Origin of the sequence: Bradyrhizobium genosp. SA-4 str. CB756 (assembly GCF_000473125.1) — a bacterium.
In the GTDB taxonomy this organism is placed as follows: domain Bacteria; phylum Pseudomonadota; class Alphaproteobacteria; order Rhizobiales; family Xanthobacteraceae; genus Bradyrhizobium; species Bradyrhizobium arachidis.
In genome coordinates this window covers 9,739,349-9,762,885 of the sequence record NZ_KI421499.1, presented here as the reverse complement: position 1 = coordinate 9,762,885, position 23,537 = coordinate 9,739,349, and the positions used below count along the sequence as shown (strand labels likewise).

Genomic DNA, 23,537 nt, shown 5'->3' with positions numbered 1-23,537 from the left:
AATCATCAGGTCTTGGGCTTTCGTTTCGCTGCCGCCTCGCGAGCCAAGCGCTCCGCCTTCAAGCGCTCCCGGTTTGCATGGAATGCCTGCTGGGCGCGTTCGTACTCCGACACTGCTACCTTGGCATCCGCACCTCTAAAGACCTTTCGAGCTTCCAGTTCGGCCGCGGTCGGCGTCCTCCGGTCCGATGTGCGATTGCTCATTGCTACCTCCTCCGGGCGCAAACGGTCCTTGCGCGATGGTGCGCATCAGGGACCTAAGTGGGTAGGTTTTTCCCCCGGCGGGGCTTTAGGGGGGGGCGGGGGCATGGATTCGACGCGCGGCGAACCCGTTCGTTCCATTCCGCCCCGGTGAGACCTCGCCGCCCCTCTCTTCGCGGCAGCCTCGCCAAAATGCGTAGGTTGACCCGACCCGGACTCCCACGAAGTCCGCTTGCGCGCCACGATCGGGGTTATAGCGGATATCAAATGGGCCCGATCCGGCCGCCGCGATATATCGAGGACGCGCCCTATCGGTTCGCCAGCCACAGGATTACGCTTAGCACCACGGAGATGATAAGCGAGGTCGTCAGCGGAAGGTAGAAGGAAAAATTCGGCCGCTCGACGTAAATATCGCCGGGTAGCCGGCCAAGCCCGAACTTGCCAAGGACGGGCCAAAGCAGCCCAGCGGCGACCAGCACAAGTCCGAAGATGATGAGCGTGCGCGACATCTCGCACCTCCATCGGCGTTGCGGCCCTTATCGTGACATCGCGAGACTTCGCTGTGTCAGCACTGCGATTTTGCCTAACCTCAGACGGTCGACATCCTGCGCCTTCAACACGCCTAAGCCGACTTCCGCTGCGGCCTCGCCGCCGGTTTTTTCGCCGCCGCCTCCTTCGCCGGCTTCTTGCCCTCGATCGGCATCAGCATCTCCTTCTGGCCGCTCGAGGCCTTGCGCGGCTTCTTGGCAGGCTTGGCCGCCTTCGCCGGCGCGGCCTCCTGACCCACGCTCCGCCGCAGCGCCTCCATCAGGTCGACGACGTTGGTCGAAGCGGGCCGCTCCTTCGGCACGATCGGCTTGCCGGCGCGCTTGGTGTTGATGAGGTCGATCAGCGCGGTCTCGTAGCGATCCTCGAACTTCTCTGGCTCGAACCGACCGGCCTTCTGGTTGACGATGTGCTTGGCGAGATCGAGCATGTCCTTCGTCAGCTTCACCTCCTGGATCTCCTCGAAATACTCCTGCTCGCTGCGCACCTCGTACGGATAGCGCAGCAGCGTTCCGGGCCGTCGTCCTTGTACCGACGTTGGATATTATGCAACTTCTCGTTCAGCCTTCGGTTCTGCAGGTTGCGCTTGCGGATCGGCGGGCGCCTTGATCCGGAACCAGGCGATGTATAGCGCCGGCAGGAACAACAGTGTCAGCACGGTGCCGACGATGATGCCGCCCATCATCGCATACGCCATCGGCCCCCAAAATATCTCGCTCGCAATCGGGATCAGCGCGAGGCTGGCCGCCAGGGCCGTCAGCATGATCGGCCGCATCCGGTGCTCGGTTGCTTCAACGACGGCGTCCCACGCGTGCCGCCCTTCGTCGCGCAACTGCTCGATCTGCACGATCAGGATCACCGAGTTGCGGATCAGGATCCCGATCAATGCCAGCACGCCGAGGATGGCGACGAAGCCGAGCGGGGCCCGGCTCGGCAGCAGCGCCGCCACGACGCCGATCAAGGCCAGCGGCGCGACCGCGGACACCAGGAACAACTGCTGGAAGCTCTGAAGCTGCAGCATCAGAATCGTCGCCATGATGAACAGCATCAGCGGCACCACGGCGACGATCGGGGCCTGGCTCTTGGCGCTCTCCTCAACGCTGCCACCGGTCGCCACCGAATAGCCGGCCGGCAGTTTTGCGGTGAATGCCGCGAGTTGCGGCTTGAGCTGATCGACGATGGTGGCCGCCTGCACTGAATCCAGAATGCCTGCCTTCAGCGTAATGGTTGGCAGGCGCGAGCGCCGCCAGATCGTCGGCTGCTCAATTTCGTAGCGCAGCGTAGCCACGGCGGCGAGTGGCACGGCCTGACCGCTGGTGCCGGTGAGTTGCAGATTCCGCAGCGTTTCAATCGAACGGCGTTCGGTGGCTTTGGCTCTCCCGAGCACCTTGATCAGGTAGATATCGTCGCGCACCTGGGTGACTGTGGTGCCGTCCAGCACGCCGTTCAGCGCCGTCGCGATGTCCTCGGAGGTGACGCCGAGCTGCCGCGCCTTGTCCTGCAGAACATCGACCTTGACGACGCGCGCAGACTCTGCCCAGTCGAACACCACGTCGCCGAGATGCGGATTGCTGCGCAGGATGCCTGCCAGTTGTCGGGAATACTCCCGTACCCCGGCGATGTCGGGACCGCTCATACGGAACTGCACCGGCCGGCCGACAGGCGGCCCGATCTCGAGCAGCTTCACGAAGGCGTCGGTGCCCGGAAACGTCTTCTTCAGATAGGTCTGCAACTCAGCCTTGACGCGGTCCCGCGCCTCCAGACTCTTGGTGACGATGACGATCTCACCAAATGACAGGTCGGCCGGCTGCACGTCGAAGGACAGCACGAAGCGCGGCGCGCCTCGCCCCACATAACTCGACCAATGATCGACTCCCGGATTGCCCTTGAGCGCCTCCTGCTCGAAGCGAGCTATCTGCGCATCGGTTTCGGCGACCGAACTGTTCTGCGGCAGGCTAAAATCGACAATCAGTTCGTCCCGATCGGACGCCGGAAAAAACTGCTGCTGCACGAAGCCCATGCCGGCGAGCGACAATCCGAACACCGCAAGCGTGATCGCGATGGTCGCCCAGCGCCAGCGCATGCAGAAGCCGAGCAGACGGGAGAAGCCGAGCTCTAACCGGCCCTTGTGCCCATGGTGGCTCTTCATCGTATCCGGCAGGATCGTGACGCCCAGCAACGGCGTGAACAGCACCGCGACGATCCACGACACGACAAGGGACACCGCGATGACGACGAACAGCGTGAAGGTGAACTCGCCTGCATTGCTGTTGTTCAGCCCGATCGGAATGAAACCGGCGACCGTGACCAGCGTTCCGGTCAGCATCGGAAACGCGGTCGAAGTGTAGACATGGGTCGCCGCCTTCTTGAGCGTATCTCCGACCTCCAGACGCGCCACCATCATCTCGACCGCGATCATCGCGTCGTCCACCAGCAGGCCGAGCGCGATGATCAGCGCGCCGAGCGAAATGCGCTGCAGCGAGATGCCGGCGGACGCCATGACCAGGAAAGTAATGGCGAGCACTAGCGGAATCGAGATCGCAACCACCAGACCAGCCCGCATCCCCAAGCTAAGGAAGCTGATGGCAAGCACGATAACGACGGCTTCGAATAGCGCCTTGGTGAAGCCGGACACCGCGTGATCCACGATGACCGGTTGATCCGATACCAGATGCACACCGACCCCGATCGGCAGGTCGGCCACGACCCTGGTCATTTCCATTTTCAACGCGGCGCCGAATTCCAGCAGATTGGCGCCGGCCTTCATGCCGATAGCGAGCCCGATCGCAGGTTCTCCGTTAAAGCGAAACAGGTTGGATGGTGGATCGGCATAGCCGCGCGTGATCGTGGCTACATCGGTGAGCGGAAAATACCGGTCATTAACCCGAAGATTGACCGCCTTCAGGCTGGCCTCGGACGTGAAGTGTCCACTGACGCGCGCGCTGATCCGCTCCGGCCCCGCCTGCAGAACGCCCGAGGGCGCGATTGCATTTTGCTCTTGCAACGAGGTCAGGATCGCGCGCTCATCGAGCCCTAGTGCAGCGATCTTGCGGGTGGAGAATTCGAGATAGATGACTTCATCCTGCGCGCCGATGATATCTACCCGGCCGACATTCGGCACGGTCAGAACTTTGGAGCGGACGTACTCGACCCGGTCGCGTAGCTGACGCTGGCTCAGCCCGTCGCTGGTGAACGCGTAAATGTTGCCGAAGACGTCGCCGAACCTGTCGTTGAACGTTGGCCCGATCACGCCTTGCGGAAAGTCGCCCTTGATGTCGTTGATCATGTTGCGCACACGCACCCAGGTCGGAACCACGTCCCGCGCCTTGGTGTCGTTGCGAAGATTGACGTAAACGGTTGTTTGTCCGGCGACGGTCAGGCTCTTCGTATAGTCGAGCGATTCCAGCTCCTCGAGCTTCTTCTCGATCCGCTCGGTGACCTGACGCGTCATCTCCTCCGCGGACGCGCCGGGCCATTGCGCCTGAACCAACATGGTCTTGATGGTGAACGCGGGATCTTCCTCGCGCCCCAATTGCATGTAGGAAAACAGCCCAGCAGCCATGAACGCGATCATGAAATACCAGACCAGCGAACGGTGCTCGAGCGCCCAATCGGACAGGTTGAATGACTTCTTCACGGCTTGGCTTCCTGATCGATGCGGACCTTCTGGCCGTCTACAAGGCTGTGCACGCCCGCAGTCACCACGCGCGAACCTTCCTCGATGCCGGCGACGATACGTGCGCCGCCGCCGTCGTCAGCCGAACTGGTGACCTCGCGCAATGCCACCGTGTCTTTGGACGGATCGACCAGCCAGACCAGCGTTTTACCGTCTTTGACGAGAATGGCCGACACCGGCAGTCGGAGCGTCGGATGGCTGCTGGTGACGGGTGTCATCACCGTCGTCCCCAGCCGGAATGTCGTGGGAGGATTGTCGAGCGTAATGCGGACGCGGCGCGTGCGCGTCACGGCATCGGCCTGTGGTGCGATCTCGCGGATCCGGCCTTCGGCCTGGATCGCGGGGTCGAGTTGGAGGCCGACCGTGAAAGGCTGGCCGATCCGCAACGTGCTGGCCACGTCGTCGGCGACATCGACGACGGCTTCGCGGATCTCGGGGCGCGCGACCGTCACGACGGTTTGGCCGGATGACACGACCTGGCCGACCTCGGCACCAACCGCGGTGACGACGCCGGCAAATTCCGCCTTCAATTGGGCGTAGCCGAGCTGTTCGCGCGCCTTGGTCAAATCGGCCTGAGCGCGGACCAAGGTGGCCTGCGCCGAGGCGGTGGATTGCTCGGCGCTTTCCATATCTGCTTGGCTGATGACCTCAGTCTTGAGCAGCGTACGCTGGCGTTGCTCGAAACCGCTGGCGTTGGTCAGCTTGGCCTGACTGCTCGACACGTCTGCAATCGCGGAGCGTACTGCGAGTTCAAGCGAGGTCGGGTCGATCGCTGCAACGGTCTGTCCCTTCTCGATCGTGTCGCCGATGTAGACCGGGCGCGCAATGAGCCGTCCCTGCACGCGGAAGCTCAGATCGGTTTTGAACTGCGGCTCGACGGTGCCGACGACGACGCCACCTTCGGCTTGGCCCGGCGTGACCACAGTCGACAGCACCGGGCGCACCGGTCCAGGTGCGGCCGCTTCGTCTTGGCATCCGGCCGCCGCAAAACAGACGCTCAGCATTGCACTAACACGAATTCCGGGTTTCATCATGCCCCGCCCTCCCGGTCGAATGTCACCGCTTGTCCGGGGCTGAGCAGCTTGCCGCCGTCGGTGACGACGCGATCACCAGGCTGCAGCCCGCTCTTGATCACGATGATTCCGGTCTCATAGTCATCGACAACGATCGGCTTCAGCGAAACCGTGTTGCTTGCGGAGTCAACGACCCAGACCGCGGGCGCGGTGCCGTCGGCCGTCATCGCACTCCAGGGCAGAACGATGCGATTCTTTGGCCTCCAACGCACCGTCCCGGTGACCGCGCTTCCCAGCGTCATCGCTGCAGGCGGATTGTCGATCGCAATCTTGACGCGCACCGTCGCCGTCTTCGGATCGATGGTCGGGGAGACCTCGCGTGCACGCCCCTGCGCCTTGACGGCCGGATCCGACACCAGCGTCAGGGTGATGGCACTACTCTCTGGCTGCCCGAAAAAAATCGACTCATACACATCGAACACGGCGTCCCGGGCGCCGTCCTCCGCCAGCGTAAATGCCGACTGCGCCGCCTGGGCGACCTGACCGACTTCGATATTGCGTGCTGTGATCACGCCATTGGCCTTGGCGCGCAGCTCGGTAAAGCTCAAATTATCTTTTGCGGTGCCGACCTCGGCCTTGGCGGCATCGAGCGACGCCTCCGCCGTGCGCAACGCCTCCTGCGCCTGCTCGTACGACGATCGCGTGGTGAAGCCCTGCGCGATAAGGGTTTTTTGTCGAGTGAAGGTGGCGGAGGTGACGCGGACCTCGGTTTCGGCGCCGGCCACCTTGGCGATCGCCGCGTCGAGATCGGCTTGCTGCTCGGTCGGATCGAGGCGCGCCAGCACGTCGCCTTCGTTCACGTGGGCTCCGACATCCACCAACCGCTCGATCACTCGGCCGCTGACGCGAAAGGAAAGCTCAGCGCGGACCCGGGCCTGAACGTCGCCCGTCAGCGTGGTCGAGCCCTGGCGATCCTGGAGCCGCACCGTTTCAGTGCGAACCAGCGTCGGCGCCTTGGACGATCCGCCGCTCCGATCGCTACAGCCCGCCAGCGAGACTGCAACTGACAAAAAGCAGGCGATTGGGAAGCTGCGTTGAGGGCGAGATCTCAAGCAACAGCGGGCGCGATGAGCCATGGCGACTCGCTCAGGTTGGCGAGACAAGCTGAACTGGCCCGATACGTACCGTGACACGGATCGCATTGGATGCCACCTATCGTTGGCGTGGCCTCTTGTGCTGCAGTGACGCACGGTGCGGTCCGCCGGCTACTCCACCGACGGTCCGGCCGGCAAACTAGTAGCACGGTGGATAAGGGTAATATCCACATTGGGGGCGGGCGTAATACGCTCCGGCGGCGGCAGCACCGACGCCTACGACAGCGGCACCGCGAGCTACGGGATGGCGATGGACGTGATGGACGTGGCCGACGCCGGGACGGCCGACCCCAACGCCGGGACGACCGGCTCCCACTCCGGGGCCGCCGACCCCACCAAACCCACGTCCGGGACGCGCAAATGCGTCGGAGGAAACAGTCACAATAGATACGACGCCGAGTAGAACGGCCGCAAGTAAGACGCTTCGATGAGACATGATAGTGCCTTTCCCGAGCTTAACGTCTTCGAATAATCGCTGCATCGCGAGCCTGTCGATATCCGCAACGCGGTCGAACAATTCCCACTCTGAAATTTGCCGAGCCCGGCGCGAAAGCTTCGCCGCGCTGATAGCCAACTCTTTCCGAGAGGTTGCGGTGTTCGCGGCCATGTCGCTCGTGGCCATGTCGCGCTCCCCATCGAGTTGTCTTTTTTTCTTGACGAGGAGACTAGAACTGTCGCGCCATGCGATCCAGTGTACGTGGGTAATGATCAGTGTCGAAAAGGTAAAGAACCCTATACGTCGGTATAGCCCCGATGTTTTCGCCGGCCGAACATGTGGCCTTGGGAAGCGGTGACCAGGCGTGTTTGAGCGGAGGCCGCAGAAACGATGTTGAACTAGGTGTTCAGCGAACCCTGGTGCTCTTGAGTGCCTTGTCCAGGCATCGGATCAGGCATTCATCATTGAAGGGCTTGCTTAGGAAGCCGAGCGCTCCAGCTCCCAATACGCGCGCGCGAATTTTCTCTTCGGAAAACGCGGTTACAAAAATAATCGGCGTATGGCAGCCGTCGGCTATCAACCGATCCTGCAGGTCGGCTCCGCTCATACCCGGCATGTGCAGATCGGTGATCAGGCACGATGAGCTCTCAACGCAATCGGACCGCAGGTACTCCTCAGCGGAAGCGAAGGTCGCGACGGTGTAACCCATCGACAGAACAAGGGCCTCCGTGGCCTCTCGGTTAGGTTCGTCATCGTCAACAATGGAGATCAACGGAACCTTCAACTTCCGGCGTCCTTGCTGGGGGTGCTCCAAGGCGCATCGCGCCACTGTGCATTGGGAAGCAGAAGGAACCAAGGCTGATGGAATATACATAAGTATATTGGAGATTATTTCGGCTTGCGGCGAACGCCCAATGCCTCTGCCATCAGCACTAACTCGGCGAGCGATTTTGCGCCCATCTTTCGCATAATGCTGCCGCGGCGGACTTTCACCGTGACTTCGCTGACTCCAATCTCGTCGGCGATCTGCTTGCTCATCAGACCAGAGGCCACGAAGCCCATGATCTGCTGCTCGCGCGGAGTCAGGGAATCGAAACTCAACTTCAATCTGGAGGCATCGCTCGCGTCCTTGCGTCGGTGTCGGTCCTGCTCAAGGCCGGCCCGTACTGCATCCAGCATGTCCTGGTCACGAAATGGTTTGGGCAGAAACTCAACCGCGCCGGCTTTCATGGCCCGCACAGTCATCGGTATGTCGCCATGGCCGGTCATGAAGACGATTGGAATGTGAATGTTCGCCTTGGCCAATTCCGCTTGGAAATCCAGTCCACTTGGTCCGGGCAGCCGGACATCAAGCACCAGGCAACTGGCGACGTCGGGACGCTTGCTCGCAAGGAACTCCGGGGCGGAAGCGAACAGCTCGACCTCTAATCCGACCGATTGAAACAGGCTGTCGAGCGCGTCGCACATGGCTTTGTCGTCGTCGACGACAAAAACGACCGACTGGCTCTTGAGTTCGTCTTTCTTCATGCGCGGTCCACCCTCCCGGTCGGCAGAACAACGCGAAAAACGGCACCGTGTGGATGCCCCGGCGACGCCGAGAGGCTTCCACCATGAGATTCGACGATCGACCGGCAGATCGCGAGGCCCATTCCCATGCCCTGGGGCTTCGTCGTAAAGAACGGGTGGAAGATATGGCCGAGATTTTCCCGATCAATTCCTGGTCCGGAGTCCTCTACGCTGATCAAGGCGCTATCAGGTTTGCTGATCGCAGTTCTTACTCGCAGTGTCCGCGCGCGACCGCTAACCGTGCTCATGGCCTCAATCGCATTTGCAATCAAATTGGCGACAACCTGCTGGAGTTGCACACGATCCGCGAACACTGGCAACGGGTCCGGCATCAGCTCGGCCTGGACCTGAACCTGATCGCTTCGCAACTCGGAATCCAGTATCGCGAGCACTTCGCGGATCAGATGGTTGACGTCCAGCGTGGCCTTTTCTCGGCTATCGTTCTTGAACATCGCCCGAATGCCGTTGATGACTTGACTCGCCCGATTGCCCTCCCTGACGACGCGCTCGAGCGCGGTGCGAACTTGCTCGAGATGATCCGCCCTTGGATTCGATAGCCAGCGCAGGCCCGCATTGCCATTTGTTACGATTGCCCCGAGCGGCTGATTGATTTCGTGCGCGATCGACGCGGCCATCTGTCCCACTGCAGTGAGGCCTCTAACCCGTGCAAGCTCAGACTGCGTCGCCCGAAGCTCGGCCTCGGAGCGCTTACGAACTAGCGCCTGGGCCATCACTTCTCCAATGACTTTTATCCGTGCGATGAACTCGTCCGGCCATTCCCGACTGGATTGGAACGCAACAAAGGCGATCATCGCAACGACGTTGCCATCCACGGTCAGTGGAATTAAGAGCTGCGGGACGATGCCGCGTTGGCGATAGTGTTCGTCAACGGCTGCACGTACCTCCACGGGATAATCGTCCCATGAGCGGAACGTGATGGTACGTCCAGAGTATAGTTCTCTTTCAGCCCATTTTCTGAAATCCGTGACCGGGCCACGCGGAACCGGTTCTAAGCCCTCGGCCGCCGCCGAGCACAGAATAGAAAGTTGGCCTCCGTCGCTGAACTCCCCAAAGGTACCCCGAGCAAAGCCCAGAAACTTGAAGAGTTGCCTCAGCGCGGTTTCGATTTCCGCGACGACCTGGTCAGCGCCAACGTTCGCGAAGCGAGCGGAGAGATCAGAAAGCAGCCGTTCAAACGCCAGGAGTTCGTCCAGCGAAGGTTCGGCCGTGCGGCTCTTTAAGGCCACCTTCTTGCCGCGGGAAACTGGCTCCTTCTCGGCGCGCTTTACCAGCACTCTCCCCCTCATGGCAGGCCTCCGCCTGAAACCGCCCGCCTCAAAGTCGTCTAGCGGCGAATTGGCATAAAGAGATTACCACCTGCTGGTCTTTAAGCCTATGGCCGGAAGGTGCTCGCGACTCGGCTCAAGCGGCGGCGCTCCGACCGCGAGACCTGTCAGGTCCGGTTTTACTCCGAGAGCAGCCTTTGCGGTCGCTCATGGGCAGTTCGCCTAGGAGCCTACAAGCTTGGCGCCCTGGGCAGCAGCTCGGTCACGCTTTGCATCGGGTGAGCTTTCGGGTGCGCGATGGGTGATCGAAATGGCTCGGCGGCGGTGCTAGAGCAGGGCCCGGCCAGCGCGACAAGATTGCGACGGTTGACCGACATGGTCAAACGCAGCGGCGAGACTATGGACACCGCTGATACGTCTTGAGGCTGCTGAAATTGGGGCCGGCCGAAATTTTGTTCGTGTCGTCGGGCCGGATGACCAGATTGGATTCCGACCAGCCCTGCTGCTGCGTGCGCTTGTTCGGGCAGCGCAAATGGGCGGAGTAGATAGCACCTTGCGGGCCAGGGGTTTCGCTCACCCACATCACGGTGCAGTTCCCGGCGGGGCCGGCATAAGTCTTGGCTGCTAGGGCGACGCCGGATTTGTCCGCGCCGTTGCAGACATCCGCGCTCGTCGCCCATGATCCCCGCAGTGCTTCCGGAATCGACGCATGCCGCTTTACGCCGGCGACTGCGACCTGCGACGAGATCGCGATCAAGATGACGAGAGGAATAGCAGTACGCATGACACACGCTCTTGCTGGTCGGGACATGGACGGGCCCGGGCGCGCAATTGCCCCAAGGGTGCGCGCCTCGACCGTGGTCAGTTCGCAGTCGTCGTGCTGTCGTTAACCGGGCGTCAGGCCTCCAATTGCTTCAGAATGCGGTCGCGATCTTGCACGTGGTTCGCCTGGGTCCGCGTTCATGGTGGCGAGGATCGCCCTGGCGTCGGCGGAATCATGCCCGTGGCGCTCCAACTCGACGATCAGCGCTTCCTGCTTCGCCAGGTGAATTATCCCTTGGGCGACATGGCGTTTGGCCATGGCCAAGTGCTGCAGCACGATCTGTCGATCCATCGCCCAGCATAGCACCGGTCCCGGCCCCTTGTTCGGCTTGACTCTCTGCGAACAAAAAGGGAACAATACGACATGTCCGCAACTTCGGAAGCCGCAGCGCCGCTCGCCGTCGAGCTGGAAACCGCCGCCGACCAGGCCATCGCGGCCTGCGGCGGCGACGCGCGGGAGGCCGTGAAGGCCCTGATCGTAGCGAACGACTTTCTCGAGACCCAGCTCGACGAACTCCGGACGAAGGTGTCGACCGGCTACGCCCGGGGACGGCTCCCAGGGGCGCGAGAACGCAAGGATGAGGCAGATGACTGACGTGACCTACTACGTCGCTCTACCGTTCGTTTTCTCCGACGACGGCGTGGCCGCCGGCGAGGCGACAGAGTGCTTCAGCGCCAATGCGGCAGTGATGCGGGCCGAAGCGCTGTCGCGCAAGCCCGGTCACGCCGGTGCCATCGCCTTCTCGCGGACGGGAGACCCGTCCAGCGGCGACTTCAGCGACGCCACGCTGATCCGGAAATTCGGCGACGTGCCGGACGATTTGAGCGCGCTGTAACGCCGACCCTTCAAGCGCCCGGCAGCTTCAGCGGACCGTCAGCCCATCTCCGGGCGACAGGATTTTCCAGCGGATCCACGTCCAGCGGATCTACGCCATCGCAATTCGTACAAACATAGCGATCGCGGCCCTTGGCGGCGTCGTCGGGCATGCGCTTCATCGGCTTGCCGCACAACGGACAAGGCTTTCGCACGTCGAAGGTCGTCGTCGACATCTGAGCCGTCCCCTGCGGCTTCGAGCATAGTGCGGAATCCCGCAGCCTCTCAAGAGATCAAAGGCGTCCTGATCGAGCGCCTCGATCACGGTACCGACATCGGCTTCGACAACGGCAACTCAACGCCCTCCGGAAGATCGTCCGGATCGATCTTCATCTCGAGCCGGAAGCCGTTGAGCGTCGCCCGCCGATGGCTAAACCGCGTGCCGTGCGCCACGAAGAACTTGAACCGGTCGGCGATCATCATCTGCAGGATCGGCGGCAGCGCATCCTCCGGCAACGAGAACAGGCCGGTGATCTCGTCGCCGTAGCCGTCGAGGGATCCGACGAGAAGCGGCCGCAGCGCCTTCCGCGCCTCCGGCTCCAAATCCTTCGACGGCAGGAACGTCAGCACGATCCGGTCGGTCCTCAGCCCCTTCGGATGCAGCAGCCTGCCCCGCACCTGGAGATGCCGGAATTCATGATAGGGGTCGACCGCCTTCCGATCCGTGTTCAGGCTGAGCGAGTAGCTCCAGTCCCAGCCATCGATCGCGACGACGTAGTAGACGTCCGGCTCGCGCGGGCTGCGCCGGCGCTTCTTCCTGGTCGGCTTCGGATCGGCTGCCATCGAAGGGTCCCGCGTCTCGACCAGCGGCGCCAGGCTATCCGAGTCGGGGCCCAACCGAAATCGATCGAATCCTTAGGCCGCGCCCACGACCGCCCGCAGCGCCGCGAACGTGCCGCCAGTCTTGAGGAACGCCTCGACTTCCGCTTCGAAGTCGGCGCGGGGCATCCGCGCCAGGTCGCGCCAGCGTCCGGTGGCGTGCGGTTCATAGAGCTCGTTGTCGAAGACCAGCATGAACTGGGTCTGCACCAGCTCGTTCTCGCGAAGGCGGTCCCGCAGCGGCGCCACGGTGCCGGCGGCCTCGTTGACAGCGCCGACCCTCGAGGTCTCGCCCCGCAGCGCCTCCTTCAGCTTCTCCTCCATGAAGTCGAGGAGGTCGAGGACGAAGTCGGCGAAATCGGTACGTCGTGATGTCATGGCAATCGCTCCGTTCGGTGAAGGCACCGTGACGGAGTAGCCGGCGAAGGTTTCACATGGGTCTCATTCGCAGCCGCTGCGGCAACATTTGTTGACGGAAGTCGTCGCGAAGAAAACTTAGCTTCCCATCGCCTCCAAAAATCTGCGTAGAGCGAACCCGACAGCGCTCTTTGGGATTGAAATCGGATTTCCAGATCCTGCAGAATTCTCCCGCGGAGCTCCGGCGATGGCTTCCGCGAATTCGGTGGCGTTTCGCTTGTACCGCGTCGTGATGTCCTAGAATTCGTGGAACTGTGAATGCGTCGTCGTTTCGTCGCTACCGCTGGCTCTTGCGTGCTCCGCTTCGTCGCGGTCGCCGTCGCAATCGCCGTGACGCTGGCAGTCGCAGGTCCCGCGACGGCTCAGTTCTTCCTGCGCCAAGTCTTTCCGGACAACGCCTTCTTCCGTTTCAAAGCGCAGTACGTGGTTAAGGCCACCGGCGAGGTGGTCGACTTCGACCTGGTGCGGCCGTGTCAGCCGAAATACGCGCGAGACGCCACGGGCGATTCTGTCGATCTCGGTCCCTTGGGCGGCGGCAAACTCGAGCCTGACAGCCACTTCGGCGCAGTAGATCGGTTTCCCAAGGTGACGAAGGACCACCACGTCATCGTGGTAAAAATCCCACGGGCCTGCGACGGTCAGACGACCGCCAACGGCAGGGTGCCTCCGGATCTCCTCCCTTACGCCTCCTGGTATGAGGACGCCGACGACATCTCCGAAGGCCTGCTCTACGCGACCGAGGATGCCTACCGCAGCCCCGTCGCCAAGATCGAATTCCGCGGAGCTTCGATCAAGACGGGCACTCCAGAAGACTTCCGGAACTGGGTCCAGCATGCTGCCGACGGCTTTCGGCCCTCGAAAGACATCACCAGTCCTCTCGGCTTCACGCAGAAAGACACCTTCGGCTGGGGCCACATCTCGCAGACCTGCGAAGGGGTGGAGCGGCTGGCCTTCCCGCCGGAGATCGTTCCTCGCATCGCCGAGATCTGGCCGTCCGGCCATCCACATTTCTGGAGCTGGAGAGCCACCGAACAGGCCGGGCACCGCGAGGCGTTGCGCGAAGTCGATGCTGACATCTTCGCCTACAAAACGAAGCCGTACAGTTGGGTCGATGGAATTTCGCCCAAACAATATGGGAATTATGAGAACCGTGAATCGGTGCCGACGAGAGCGCACGGCTCGATCGACAAATCCGGCAGACGCCCACTGCCGGTCTTTCCGTTCTCGCACATTCCGGACGGTCTGAACTCGACGCCCCCCGGTAAAACGCCAGATCCATCCTCCTTCTATTTCAACCTCGATCTGAGGCCGGAAATGCAGGGCTTCCTGTATTGCCGCCAGCGCGATCCGCTGGTCGGCGAGATGCCGCCACGACCCGAGATGGGCGAGCATGTGGTCGAACACCGCGCGAACGGAGAGCCGATCTTCGGGGAAGTGAAACGCGCGCGCTTCATGGCCCAGGCCACCGAACGCTTCTTCGAAGACGACAAATACACCTACTACGTCACTCGAGCTCATTGAGGGCAGACGATGACACTCAGCCTTGCTGCGATCTATGCCGCCCTCTCCGAGGAAGTCTATCAGCGCGATCCGCGGGACATTCCGCTCAAATTGCAGGCGATCTTCGACAGCATCCCATCGATCGTATCACCGCCTCTTCCTTCGAGCCTTGTGGCGAACTCCGACACAGGCATGATCTATTCGTCGACGGGTGATGGCTTCGCCGCCCAAGTCATCAAGGTCGGCGCCAACTATGTCGTGGCCTTCCGCGGCACGGACCTGGGAGGCACGACCTTCGACTTCGACGCCGGCGACCTGCGCTCCGACGCCGCGCTGGGGGCCGGCACCGATCTTCACAGGCAGGTTGCAGACCTCCAAGCCTTGATGACGGCAGTGAATGACCTGGCCGCCAGAGATAACAACGCCAACGTTACGGTGGTCGGACAATCGCTCGGAGGCGGCCTCGCGCTGCTCGCCGGCGCGCTCTACGGCGTGCAGACGTACGCCTACGATCCCGCTCCGTTCGCTCTCGAGCTCTGGACCATGGCGTACCAGCAGGCGGCCCAAGAGCTCAATCTTTCCGGCATCATCGACAGCGCCGCATCCATGACGTCTGACGTGATCTCTCGCCTGACGTCGGCCAACCCTGCCGTAACGTCAAAGGCCGCGGCCTACATGGCAGGCTACCTGCAAAACCTCACGAACGCGAACCTCGTTCAGGCCTACCGAGTGGCCGGCGAGGTACTCTCGGTGTCGAACAACTGGCTTTCCTTCGGCATCAGCAAGGTGGCAAGCAAATTCGACAGCGTAGGACTCGCCGTAACCACGCTGAACGCCGGCATCGGCGACGGAAGCACAAGCGATTCCATATCGCTCCACCATCCGGCTCTCATCGCACTTCTTCTCAAAGAGGCATCACTAAACGACGCTTCGACGACCAAGCCTTCGCTCGCACAACTGACAAATTCCGACGCGGCTCTCCGAAACGCGCTGTGGGACGAGGGTCAAATCATCGCCGGACCCAACGACCACGACCGAACGGACCCAGCCAACATCAACGGAGCCGCCATCACCAGCAAGGTCGCTGGCGGAGGCCAACAAACCGGCATCCTGTACCGCGCACTTTGGCTCGACGACGACTTCCGAGGGCGCTTCGAAACCGCTTTCCAAAAGATCGAGTACGGTACCGCCTCTTCCGGACTCAGTGTCGGCGGCCTGCCCAAGTATGATTTCAAGTCTGACCTGGTCAACGACCATGAGCTGATCCACCGAGCCCTCCTCGAACTGGGTATCCGGGTGGTTCGGGACGGCATTCACTCGAGCGCTTCCGATGGCACCCTCTCCGTCGATCCTGCTGCTCGCTACGTCTTCGATCCGATCCACAACGGAGACGACGTCGCAAGCCCGAACGGCAACTATGCCATCGTTAGAACCGACGATTTCAAGTTCAACGACAAGAATCTGGCCGACTACTCCCTCATCGACGACGCGCACGCGGCAATCGACAACGCATTCGAAGCGATGGTCGACCGCAACCTCAACACCGCCATGGGCTGGTCGTGGAATTCGAAGTTCAGCGAGCCGACCCTGCCGTGGAAGGTTCTGGTGGTGCAGGACGGCGCGGCAGGCGCCTCGATGAACTACGCCCCTACCGAGGAAGTTGCCGACAAGAGCCACATGATCTTTGGCGGCAGCGGTAACGACGAGATCTACGGCTCCTCGGAAACCGACTATATCTTCGCCGGAGACGGCAACGACACACTCATGCTCGGCAACGAGCCACAGGGCGGCGGGAAGGGCGACTTCATCGACGGCGGCGCCGGATGGGACACCCTCGACTACAGTTTTTCGAACTCCCCCATCAAGTTCGGATTGATCCAGGAAATCCGCTATCACGAAGACCTGGGTCCGATCATCAAGGAAAACTACGTCGTTTCCGACGACCTCGACGGATATCGCCACGACGTGGCGACCAACGTGGAATCGATCATCGCACCGTGGAACCCCAATTTCGTCAACTACTTCAACATGAACTCAAGCGCCGGGTTTCACGCCGACCGGATCACCCTCTACGCCGGCACGAACTTCATCACCGGCGTCAATGAGGGCGACTTCATCGATGGAGAAGGCGGGTTCAATATCGTCGAACTGCCGCTGGGCTGGCAGTTTTGGTCCGTCACTCGCAAGGGCAACGACTGGGTCGCGAAATTGCATCATAGTCCGGGTGTCGTCGATCCCTATGAGGTCGATCTTCACGGGGTTCAGGCGCTGACGTTCTGGGAGGACGACTACGGCCTGTTCGGCGCTGGAGGGTTCATCAACAACACGCCCTTGGCGCTCGATCACTACGGAGAGAACAATAACGGCGGCACGCTGTGGGCGAGCGCCACGCCGGGCGCTCCGAACCTGTATACCCTCCACGACGAAAACAGCGACAACCATGAGGTCAAAGTCGAATATTACGGCGCTGCTGCTCATCACGGGACGCTGACGGCAGCGGTCCAAAAGGAGACCGCCACCAGCCTGGGTCTCAACCCGGACAAAAACGGCGTCATTCCGATTCACACCAACGGCGCCATCGCGCTCACCTACACCCCCAATCCGGACGCAAAATATTGGGGTAACGAGTATTACGCGGTAACGATCTCCGAGAAGGACAATGGTTACAAGACGACCTTCTTCGTGCGCGAGTCCACCGGCGGGACGCTATATGCCGCGACGGCAAGCCTGGCGGACGGCTCGACGCCCGCAACGGGCACGGTCGGCGAGGCCATGGAGTCCGCGGCGAACGGTACGGCGTCCACCTCCGGCTCGATCGCCATCTCGAACACCTACGCCAGCGACATCGAGACCGCCACCTACAGCTTCGTCTCCTCCTCGACGGGCAAACCGCCCGTCGGCAAGTTCTCGGCCGAAGTGCAGCAGAATCCGGATGGAGGCCAGCACGTCGTCTGGAACTACGTCGTCGACGACGATGCCTTTCTGCGCATGGCCGAAGGAACGAGCATCCAGGAGACCTACAAGCTGTGGGTTGTCGATCAGTTCGACATGAAGAGCGCGCCGAAGGACGTGGTCGTCACGATCGCGGCGAAGCCGTCGGCGACGACCCAGATCGGGGTCGCGGATTCGTCCGGAGCGGTGATCCAAGGTCAGGATCCCAACGACCTCCAGATCGCATCCGGAAAAATCCTGCTCTCCGACACCGACCTGAAGGAGATGCACTCCGTCGCCTTCAAGCAGGTCGGCGGGGCGACCGACCAAGGCTACTTCCAGGTCTCGATCGTTGCGGACACGGCCGGCACTGGCGCCGGCGAGCTCCGCTGGCAGTATTTCATCCAGAACTCGAAGATCGCGGTCGAAGGCAACACGACCCACAGCTTCGATGTCGCTGTCGCGGACGGGCGCGGTGGCGTCGTGCATCAAACCGTGGCGATCACCAGCTACGCATTCAACCCGAATGCTGCGCCGTTCCTCTATGCCCCGGCGACGCTGATGGCCCAATCTGGCGCAACGGCGAGCGAAACCGGCACTTTTATGGACGCGAATTTCGGCGCGCACCACACGCTCTCGGTGACATCGCTCGACCAGGGCGGTAGCGACTGGGGACAGGTCTCGGCGACCATGCTGCAGGATTCCTCGTGGCCGACGCCGGGCGCCGGCTCCTACATGCTTTCGTACGCGCCCGACCTCACCGCACTCGATGCGCTGCAAGACGGCCAGACGCACGTCGAACACTGGCAAATTTCCCTTCTCGGCGACAACGGCAAGTCGGACAGCAAGACCTTGACCGTCGTCGTCGGACGGCCGCCGGATCAGACGTCCGTCGACCCTTCGGCCTCGACGACTTCTGCATTCCTGGTTGCGGACACTCACCAGACGGCGACGGAAGCTGCATCCGGCAGCGTGTCCTTCGTCGACGCCATGACCCGCGACGTTCACGTCCTCTCGTACACGTTCCTCTCGTCCGACGCAGGCCTGACGCCGGTCGGAATGTTCGCCGCCTCGCTCGCCGCCGACAGCACGGGCGGGACGGCTCCGGGCCGCGTAGACTGGTCTTACGAAGCCCCGAACACTTACCTCGAGGGGCTCGCTCCCGGGCAGGTCGTTAACGAGGTCTGGCAGCTCGCGCTGGACGACGGCCACGGCGGCACCACGCTCCAGAACGTCACCATTTCGCTGAGCAAAACTCCGCCGAACCAGCCGCCGGTGGTCACTGCGTCCCACGGTGACCTATTCGCACAGATTTCGGAAGCCGCAGCGATCACCGGGAGCCTCGCGCACGACCAGGCGTCGGGCGTCATCTCCTTCACCGATCCGGATTACTACGACGCTCCAACCGCGAGCATCTCTTCGGTTGTCGCAGCCTACCTGGACGCCTCTGGAAGTCCTGTCACGCTTACCGCCGCGCAGCAGGCGGCCATCGCGTCGGCATTCACCATCGCGCCGGATCCTTCGAACGCGCAGAGCGGCACGCTCGCCTGGGCGTTCGCGCCGATCGACGGAAACCTCGACTTCCTGTCGCGCGGCGAGCGGATCCAGGTGAAGGCCGTGGTAACCCTCGACGACGGCCACGGCCATGCCGTCGACACGCCGGTGTCCATCTCGATCCAGGGCGCCGACGATGCGCCGATCGTGACTGCGATCGATGCCGGAACGGTGTCGGAAACGGCGGCGCCCCTCACCATCGACTTGCTGCAGAACGCGTCGGACCCGGATCGCGCGGACACGTTGCACCTCGCCTCGGTCCCGACCCTCTGGTCGAGCGACGGCCATGCCGTCGTCGCGGACGTCACGGACCACAGCATCTCTCTCGACCCAACGCAGTTCGCCTATCTCGGCAACGGCCAGCAGACGACGGTCACGGTCTATTTCTCGGTGTCGGATGGCCTACTGTCATCGCCCGGTGCCGCCACGCTCGTCGTGACCGGCACGAACGAAGCGCCTCAGATCGAGGCTCCCAAGATCCAGATGGATCAGCGAGACCAGCTAACTTTCATCGACCTTCTTAAGACAGCTACCGACGCCGACAACTCCGACGCGCTCGCGCTCGTACCAGGCAGCTTGTCGGTCGTTGCCAGCGACGGACATCAAGTGCAGCTCTACGACTATGCCGATGGCCTTGGAATCAATCCCTCGCAGTTCGCTTATTTAGGCGCAAACCAAAAGGTCGAACTCACGGTAAACTATGTCGTGACAGATGGCATCTCCTCGACAGCGGGGCAGCAGGTAATCGAAGTCTCCGGTGAGAACGACGCACCTATCCCTGTGAATCTGCCTGCAATCACCGTATCCGAACGCGATCCCATTCAATATTTCGACTTACTGCAAGGGGCGTCCGATCCAGATCAGGGGGACACACTGTCGATCGTGGCCAACTCGGTCACTGTACAGGGTCCGACGGGCACTCATTTCGCCGATATGAACGGCACCGAGATCGCCCTCGATCCATCGGAATTCCGCTACTTGCATGCCGGAGAATCCGACTGGTTTTCGGTGGAATACGCCGTCACCGACGGTCAAAACTGGACCTGGCTCTCCCAGCGTTTTCTAACAGTAACTGGAGTGGACAGCCCGCCGACGATTTCTCCTATCGATGTGGGCAACGTGAACGCGAATCAAGTCGCCTTCGAAATGATTGATCTGCTGGAGACGGCAGACGACCCGGACGGGAAGTCCACTCTTTCCATCGTGGGGACCCCGACGGTGACGGCGTCGGACGGAAAGGCTATCGACTTCGGTGTTGCGGGAAGCCTTCTCGTCTTCGCTCCCTCGCAGTTTGATTACCTGCAATGGTTCCAGTCAGACCTCATCACGATAAACTACGACGTGACTGACGGCCAGACGACGATCCACAACACTGCCACAATGACCGTCATCGGCGAAGTGGACGTGTCTGCGCCTCGTCTGATTCTGAACGGCACCACGCCGGCCACCTATACCTACAGCTTCAACGGCCTGACGAACGTCTCCTCGCCCGACCAGGGAGTGACCTACCAGTACGCGATCGTCGCGGGCTCGGTTTCGGCGACGTCGAGCGATGGCCACGCCGTTGCGGTCGGCAATGCCGCCGGCAGCTCCACCATCACCATGGACAGGAGTCAGTTCACCTACTTATCCGTGGGTGAATACACCACCGTCACCTTCGAGTACGACGTCAACATCGTCGGTTCGTCCCTGCCGGCCACTCACGCAACCGCGACGCTGCAGGTGATGGGCGTCAACAGCAACCCGTCCTCTCCGCAGCCGTCCGCTACAGTCGTCACCGAAACCTCTGGTCAAGATGTCTTCGGCGTTCTTACCGGTACGCTGACGGCGACCGATCCAAATCTCAGCGACGGGCAATTCTGGACCGGATACAATCAGGCGCCGGCCGATTCAGTCTACCGCGGCACATATGGCGCCGCCGTCATCAAGCCCGACGGCACGTACACGATCATCCTGAGCTCTAGCGCCATCAACGCCATCAAGAGCGGAACAGGCGTCGATAGCTATTGGACTCGTCTGGACGATGGCCATGGCGGCAGCGCCTTTCCCACTCTCGGCGTCAACTTTGTCGGCACCGATGACACTCCGTACTCACCCTATTTCAATACGGGTGGGGCCGTTCTCGAACACGCCGCCAACGGAACCTCCGTCGGAACGCTGAAGGTCATCGATCCCGATACCTCCGATACCGTTTCCTGGACGCTGATCGACAACGCCGGCGGCCGCTTCGCCCTGTCCGCCGGCGGCGCATTGACCGTCGCGAACGGCACTCTTCTCGACCATGCCGAAGCCGCTGGGTACGACATCGTCATCAAGGCGACCGATGCGGCCGGCCAGTACGTGCAGCAAGCCATCCACGTGACCCTTCTGCAGATTCCGACGGCGACCATTCTGGGCACGTCAGGGATCGACACGCTGACCGGGACGTCGGGCAACGACGTCATCGTTGGGCTGGCCGGCGGCGACACGATCAACGCGGGCGCCGGGGACGATCTCGTCCTTCCTGGCGCCGGCGCGAACCATTCCGACGGCGGCACCGGCATCGACACGATATCCTACGTCGACAACACGACCGCCTTGACGGCCAACCTGGCCACAGGCGTCATTTCCCACGGCAGTTCCGACACCGCCACCAATTTCGAGAACATCATCGCCACGTCGTTCGACGACACGATCTACGGCACGTCCGGAGCGAACGTGATCGACGCCGGCGCCGGCAATGACAAGATCTACGGCAGGGGCGGCAACGACGTAATCGACGGCGGACTCGGCGTCGATACCGTCTATTTCGACGATGCGGCCTCGGCCGTTGTTATCAACCTCCAAACCGGCTTCACCGGCGGAGCCGCAGCGGGGACGACCATCATCAACGTCGAAAACGTCGTCGGAAGCTCGTTCAACGACACGCTGACCGGCCTCTCGACGGCCGCAAGCTCGATCACCTCCGGCGCCGGAGACGACGTCATCATCACCGGATCCGGAAACGACACGATCGACAGCGGCACCGGCCACGACATCGTCTACGGCAGCGCCGGTGCCGATACCATCACCGATATCGACGACCTCGTCCTCGACTACAGCGCGTCCCCGTCGTCGGTGGTGCTCTACTCCAGCGGATCCTATTACATCGGCATCGGCGGCTTTGCGGATGCCGACCTCATCTACATCGGCGACGCCGCACATCTGGGGTCGGCCAAGCTAGAGCTCCATCTGACCGATTACGTCGATGCCGTCCGGCTCAGCGCCTACGACATCAACACGGTCTATGCTGGCGCTGGCGACGACAACATCTATGTGATCAGCAACACCAATTTCGCGATCCAGAGCAAGGAAACGATCTACGGCGGGGACGGCTACGACATCATCCACCCCGGCAACGACGGTTACGATTTCATCGATTTCGGCGCCGGCGGCGGCATTCTCGATTACCAGACCACGACCGGCTACGTGAACTTCCACTGGGCCGAGCCGGGCGGCACCAGCACCGTCGAGGTCTACAGCGGTACCTCGACGGCCAATATCGCAGACCACGGCCAGACCCTGGTCACGGGCGAGTTCGAGACCTTCCAGGGCGGTAGCCTGGCCGACATGATCTTCGGTAATTCCGCCGACAACTTCATCTTCGGTAACGGTGGCACGGACTACATCGACGGCGGCGCCGGCAACGACCATATTTCCGGCATCGGCACGATCCACGGCGGCGCCGGCGACGATGCGATCTATGTCACCGGAGCTTTGACTACTACCGGAGATCCGGTCAACATTTACGGTGACGACGGCAACGACAGCATCCAGGTCGCCTCGACTGCGCCTTTAACCGTCTGGGGCGGAGCCGGCGACGACGTTATCGACGTTTCGGCGGGGTCGGCTAGTGATGTCGTACACGGCGGAGCTGGTGCCGACATCATCCGGATGGTCTCTCAAACCTTATCGTACTCCGATGCGACATCGGCGATCTGGATCTCCGGAACGGTCGGCAAGGCCGGCGACGCGCTGGGGGACGTCATCGTTGCGACGGGTTCCGCCAAGATCGTCGGAAGTGATTTCGGCGACGCATTCGAAAATACCAGCTTCGAACTGCATCTGGGAGCCGGCAACAATGTCGTCGTCAACAACACTGGCACCGTCTACGGCAACACCGGCAACGACACTATCGTCGGCCGAACCTCCGGCACCGACGTCATCCACACCGGCGGTGGCCACGATTTGATCATCGGCAATGGCGGCAACGACCAATTCTATTTCGACCACCCCGGCACGAACGACCAGGCCACGCTGCAGTATGCCTACGGCGACGGGGCGGACACGATCTACGGCTTCACCCATGGGCTGGACGCCATCGACATCGTCCGCCTGGCCGGCGATCCGGATCCTACCGTCACCCTCACCCAGGCCAGCGGCAACACCACCGTGCACATCGCCTGGGACGCGTCGCACTCGGCCAACATCGTCCTGAACGGAGTGCTGCTTTCCAGCTTCGTTGCCGGCCAGGACTATCACCTGATTTGAGCGACAAGACACCTGCGAGCAGGCCGTTCAAAACGGCCGGCGCGCCGAAAAATCCGCGTAGATTCCTGATGCTTTTTGAATGGCTTACGCGATCGAGTCGTTTTCAAAGCGAAAAACGGGGTGATCGAGTCGTTTTCAATCCGGAAACCGAGTCGGTTTCAAAAGGCGAGGCCTAGCAATATCAAGGTGATAGCCGAGTCGTTTTCAAAGTGGCCCCACAAATCATTATGAGCA

Annotated in this window: 17 protein-coding genes and 1 pseudogene; 5 read left to right on the top strand and 13 right to left on the bottom strand. The window is 61.9% G+C overall.

Going from position 1 to position 23,537, the window contains the following annotated elements; genetic code table 11:
- Nucleotides 1-5: 5 nt before the first annotated feature.
- The 10 genes and pseudogenes from BRAGE_RS0147250 to BRAGE_RS0147200 form a co-directional block, all read right to left on the bottom strand.
- Complete coding sequence (locus tag BRAGE_RS0147250; protein ID WP_027562661.1) at nt 6-203, bottom strand: hypothetical protein; 198 nt, start codon at nt 201-203, stop codon at nt 6-8.
- Nucleotides 204-508: 305 nt separating this feature from the next.
- Nucleotides 509-709, bottom strand: coding sequence for a DUF2905 domain-containing protein (locus BRAGE_RS0147245; RefSeq protein WP_027562660.1), 201 nt, complete (start codon nt 707-709; stop codon nt 509-511).
- Between the two features lie 113 nt (nt 710-822).
- Nucleotides 823-1,260, bottom strand: a pseudogene (locus tag BRAGE_RS51490) (Ku protein); the annotation flags it as partial.
- Between the two features lie 30 nt (nt 1,261-1,290).
- Entirely contained in the window at nt 1,291-4,383 is a 3,093-nt protein-coding gene (locus tag BRAGE_RS51485) for an efflux RND transporter permease subunit (RefSeq protein WP_035730798.1), read from the bottom strand.
- A complete protein-coding gene (locus BRAGE_RS0147230) occupies nt 4,380-5,456 on the bottom strand; it encodes an efflux RND transporter periplasmic adaptor subunit (protein ID WP_027562659.1) in 1,077 nt (358 codons plus the stop codon). Before BRAGE_RS0147230 ends, BRAGE_RS51485 begins: the two co-directional genes overlap by 4 nt.
- Nucleotides 5,453-6,571, bottom strand: a complete 1,119-nt coding sequence (locus BRAGE_RS0147225; protein WP_084334743.1) for an efflux RND transporter periplasmic adaptor subunit — start codon at nt 6,569-6,571, stop codon at nt 5,453-5,455. Before BRAGE_RS0147225 ends, BRAGE_RS0147230 begins: the two co-directional genes overlap by 4 nt.
- 860 nt (nt 6,572-7,431) lie before the next feature.
- A complete protein-coding gene (locus BRAGE_RS0147215; RefSeq protein WP_231164119.1) occupies nt 7,432-7,809 on the bottom strand; it encodes a response regulator transcription factor in 378 nt (125 codons plus the stop codon).
- Between the two features lie 104 nt (nt 7,810-7,913).
- Complete coding sequence (locus BRAGE_RS0147210) at nt 7,914-8,552, bottom strand: response regulator transcription factor (protein WP_027562655.1); 639 nt, start codon at nt 8,550-8,552, stop codon at nt 7,914-7,916.
- Entirely contained in the window at nt 8,549-9,886 is a 1,338-nt protein-coding gene (locus BRAGE_RS52055) for a sensor histidine kinase (protein ID WP_159073957.1), read from the bottom strand. Before BRAGE_RS52055 ends, BRAGE_RS0147210 begins: the two co-directional genes overlap by 4 nt.
- Before the next feature lie 388 nt (nt 9,887-10,274).
- Nucleotides 10,275-10,661, bottom strand: coding sequence for a hypothetical protein (locus BRAGE_RS0147200; RefSeq protein ID WP_027562654.1), 387 nt, complete (start codon nt 10,659-10,661; stop codon nt 10,275-10,277).
- Nucleotides 10,662-10,880: 219 nt separating this feature from the next.
- Here BRAGE_RS0147200 and BRAGE_RS57710 point away from each other — a divergent pair, with 219 nt between their 5' ends.
- The 3 genes from BRAGE_RS57710 to BRAGE_RS0147185 are packed head-to-tail and all read left to right on the top strand — an operon-like array spanning nt 10,881 to nt 11,535.
- Entirely contained in the window at nt 10,881-11,003 is a 123-nt protein-coding gene (locus tag BRAGE_RS57710; protein WP_283808078.1) for a hypothetical protein, read from the top strand.
- 60 nt (nt 11,004-11,063) lie between these two features.
- Entirely contained in the window at nt 11,064-11,294 is a 231-nt protein-coding gene (locus BRAGE_RS0147190; RefSeq protein WP_027562653.1) for a hypothetical protein, read from the top strand.
- The gene (locus tag BRAGE_RS0147185) at nt 11,287-11,535 is read left to right on the top strand and encodes a hypothetical protein (protein ID WP_027562652.1); all 249 of its coding nucleotides are present in this window, start codon (nt 11,287-11,289) and stop codon (nt 11,533-11,535) included. Before BRAGE_RS0147190 ends, BRAGE_RS0147185 begins: the two co-directional genes overlap by 8 nt.
- A gap of 10 nt (nt 11,536-11,545) precedes the next feature.
- On the opposite strand, the gene BRAGE_RS0147180 is transcribed toward BRAGE_RS0147185, so the two are convergent.
- The 3 genes from BRAGE_RS0147180 to BRAGE_RS0147170 all read right to left on the bottom strand — a co-directional run bounded on the left by BRAGE_RS0147180 (nt 11,546) and on the right by BRAGE_RS0147170 (nt 12,770).
- Complete coding sequence (locus tag BRAGE_RS0147180; RefSeq protein ID WP_035730794.1) at nt 11,546-11,749, bottom strand: zinc ribbon domain-containing protein; 204 nt, start codon at nt 11,747-11,749, stop codon at nt 11,546-11,548.
- Between the two features lie 85 nt (nt 11,750-11,834).
- Nucleotides 11,835-12,356 carry a hypothetical protein gene (locus BRAGE_RS0147175; protein ID WP_027562650.1) on the bottom strand — a complete coding sequence of 174 codons (522 nt, stop codon included), beginning with the start codon at nt 12,354-12,356 and terminating at the stop codon, nt 11,835-11,837.
- Between the two features lie 72 nt (nt 12,357-12,428).
- Entirely contained in the window at nt 12,429-12,770 is a 342-nt protein-coding gene (locus BRAGE_RS0147170) for a hypothetical protein (RefSeq protein ID WP_027562649.1), read from the bottom strand.
- Between the two features lie 297 nt (nt 12,771-13,067).
- Here BRAGE_RS0147170 and BRAGE_RS0147165 point away from each other — a divergent pair, with 297 nt between their 5' ends.
- Both BRAGE_RS0147165 and BRAGE_RS0147160 read left to right on the top strand, forming a co-directional pair.
- The gene (locus BRAGE_RS0147165) at nt 13,068-14,330 is read left to right on the top strand and encodes a hypothetical protein (RefSeq protein ID WP_141263220.1); all 1,263 of its coding nucleotides are present in this window, start codon (nt 13,068-13,070) and stop codon (nt 14,328-14,330) included.
- 9 nt (nt 14,331-14,339) lie between these two features.
- Nucleotides 14,340-23,303, top strand: coding sequence for a beta strand repeat-containing protein (locus BRAGE_RS0147160; RefSeq protein ID WP_027562647.1), 8,964 nt, complete (start codon nt 14,340-14,342; stop codon nt 23,301-23,303).
- Nucleotides 23,304-23,537 lie beyond the last annotated feature (234 nt).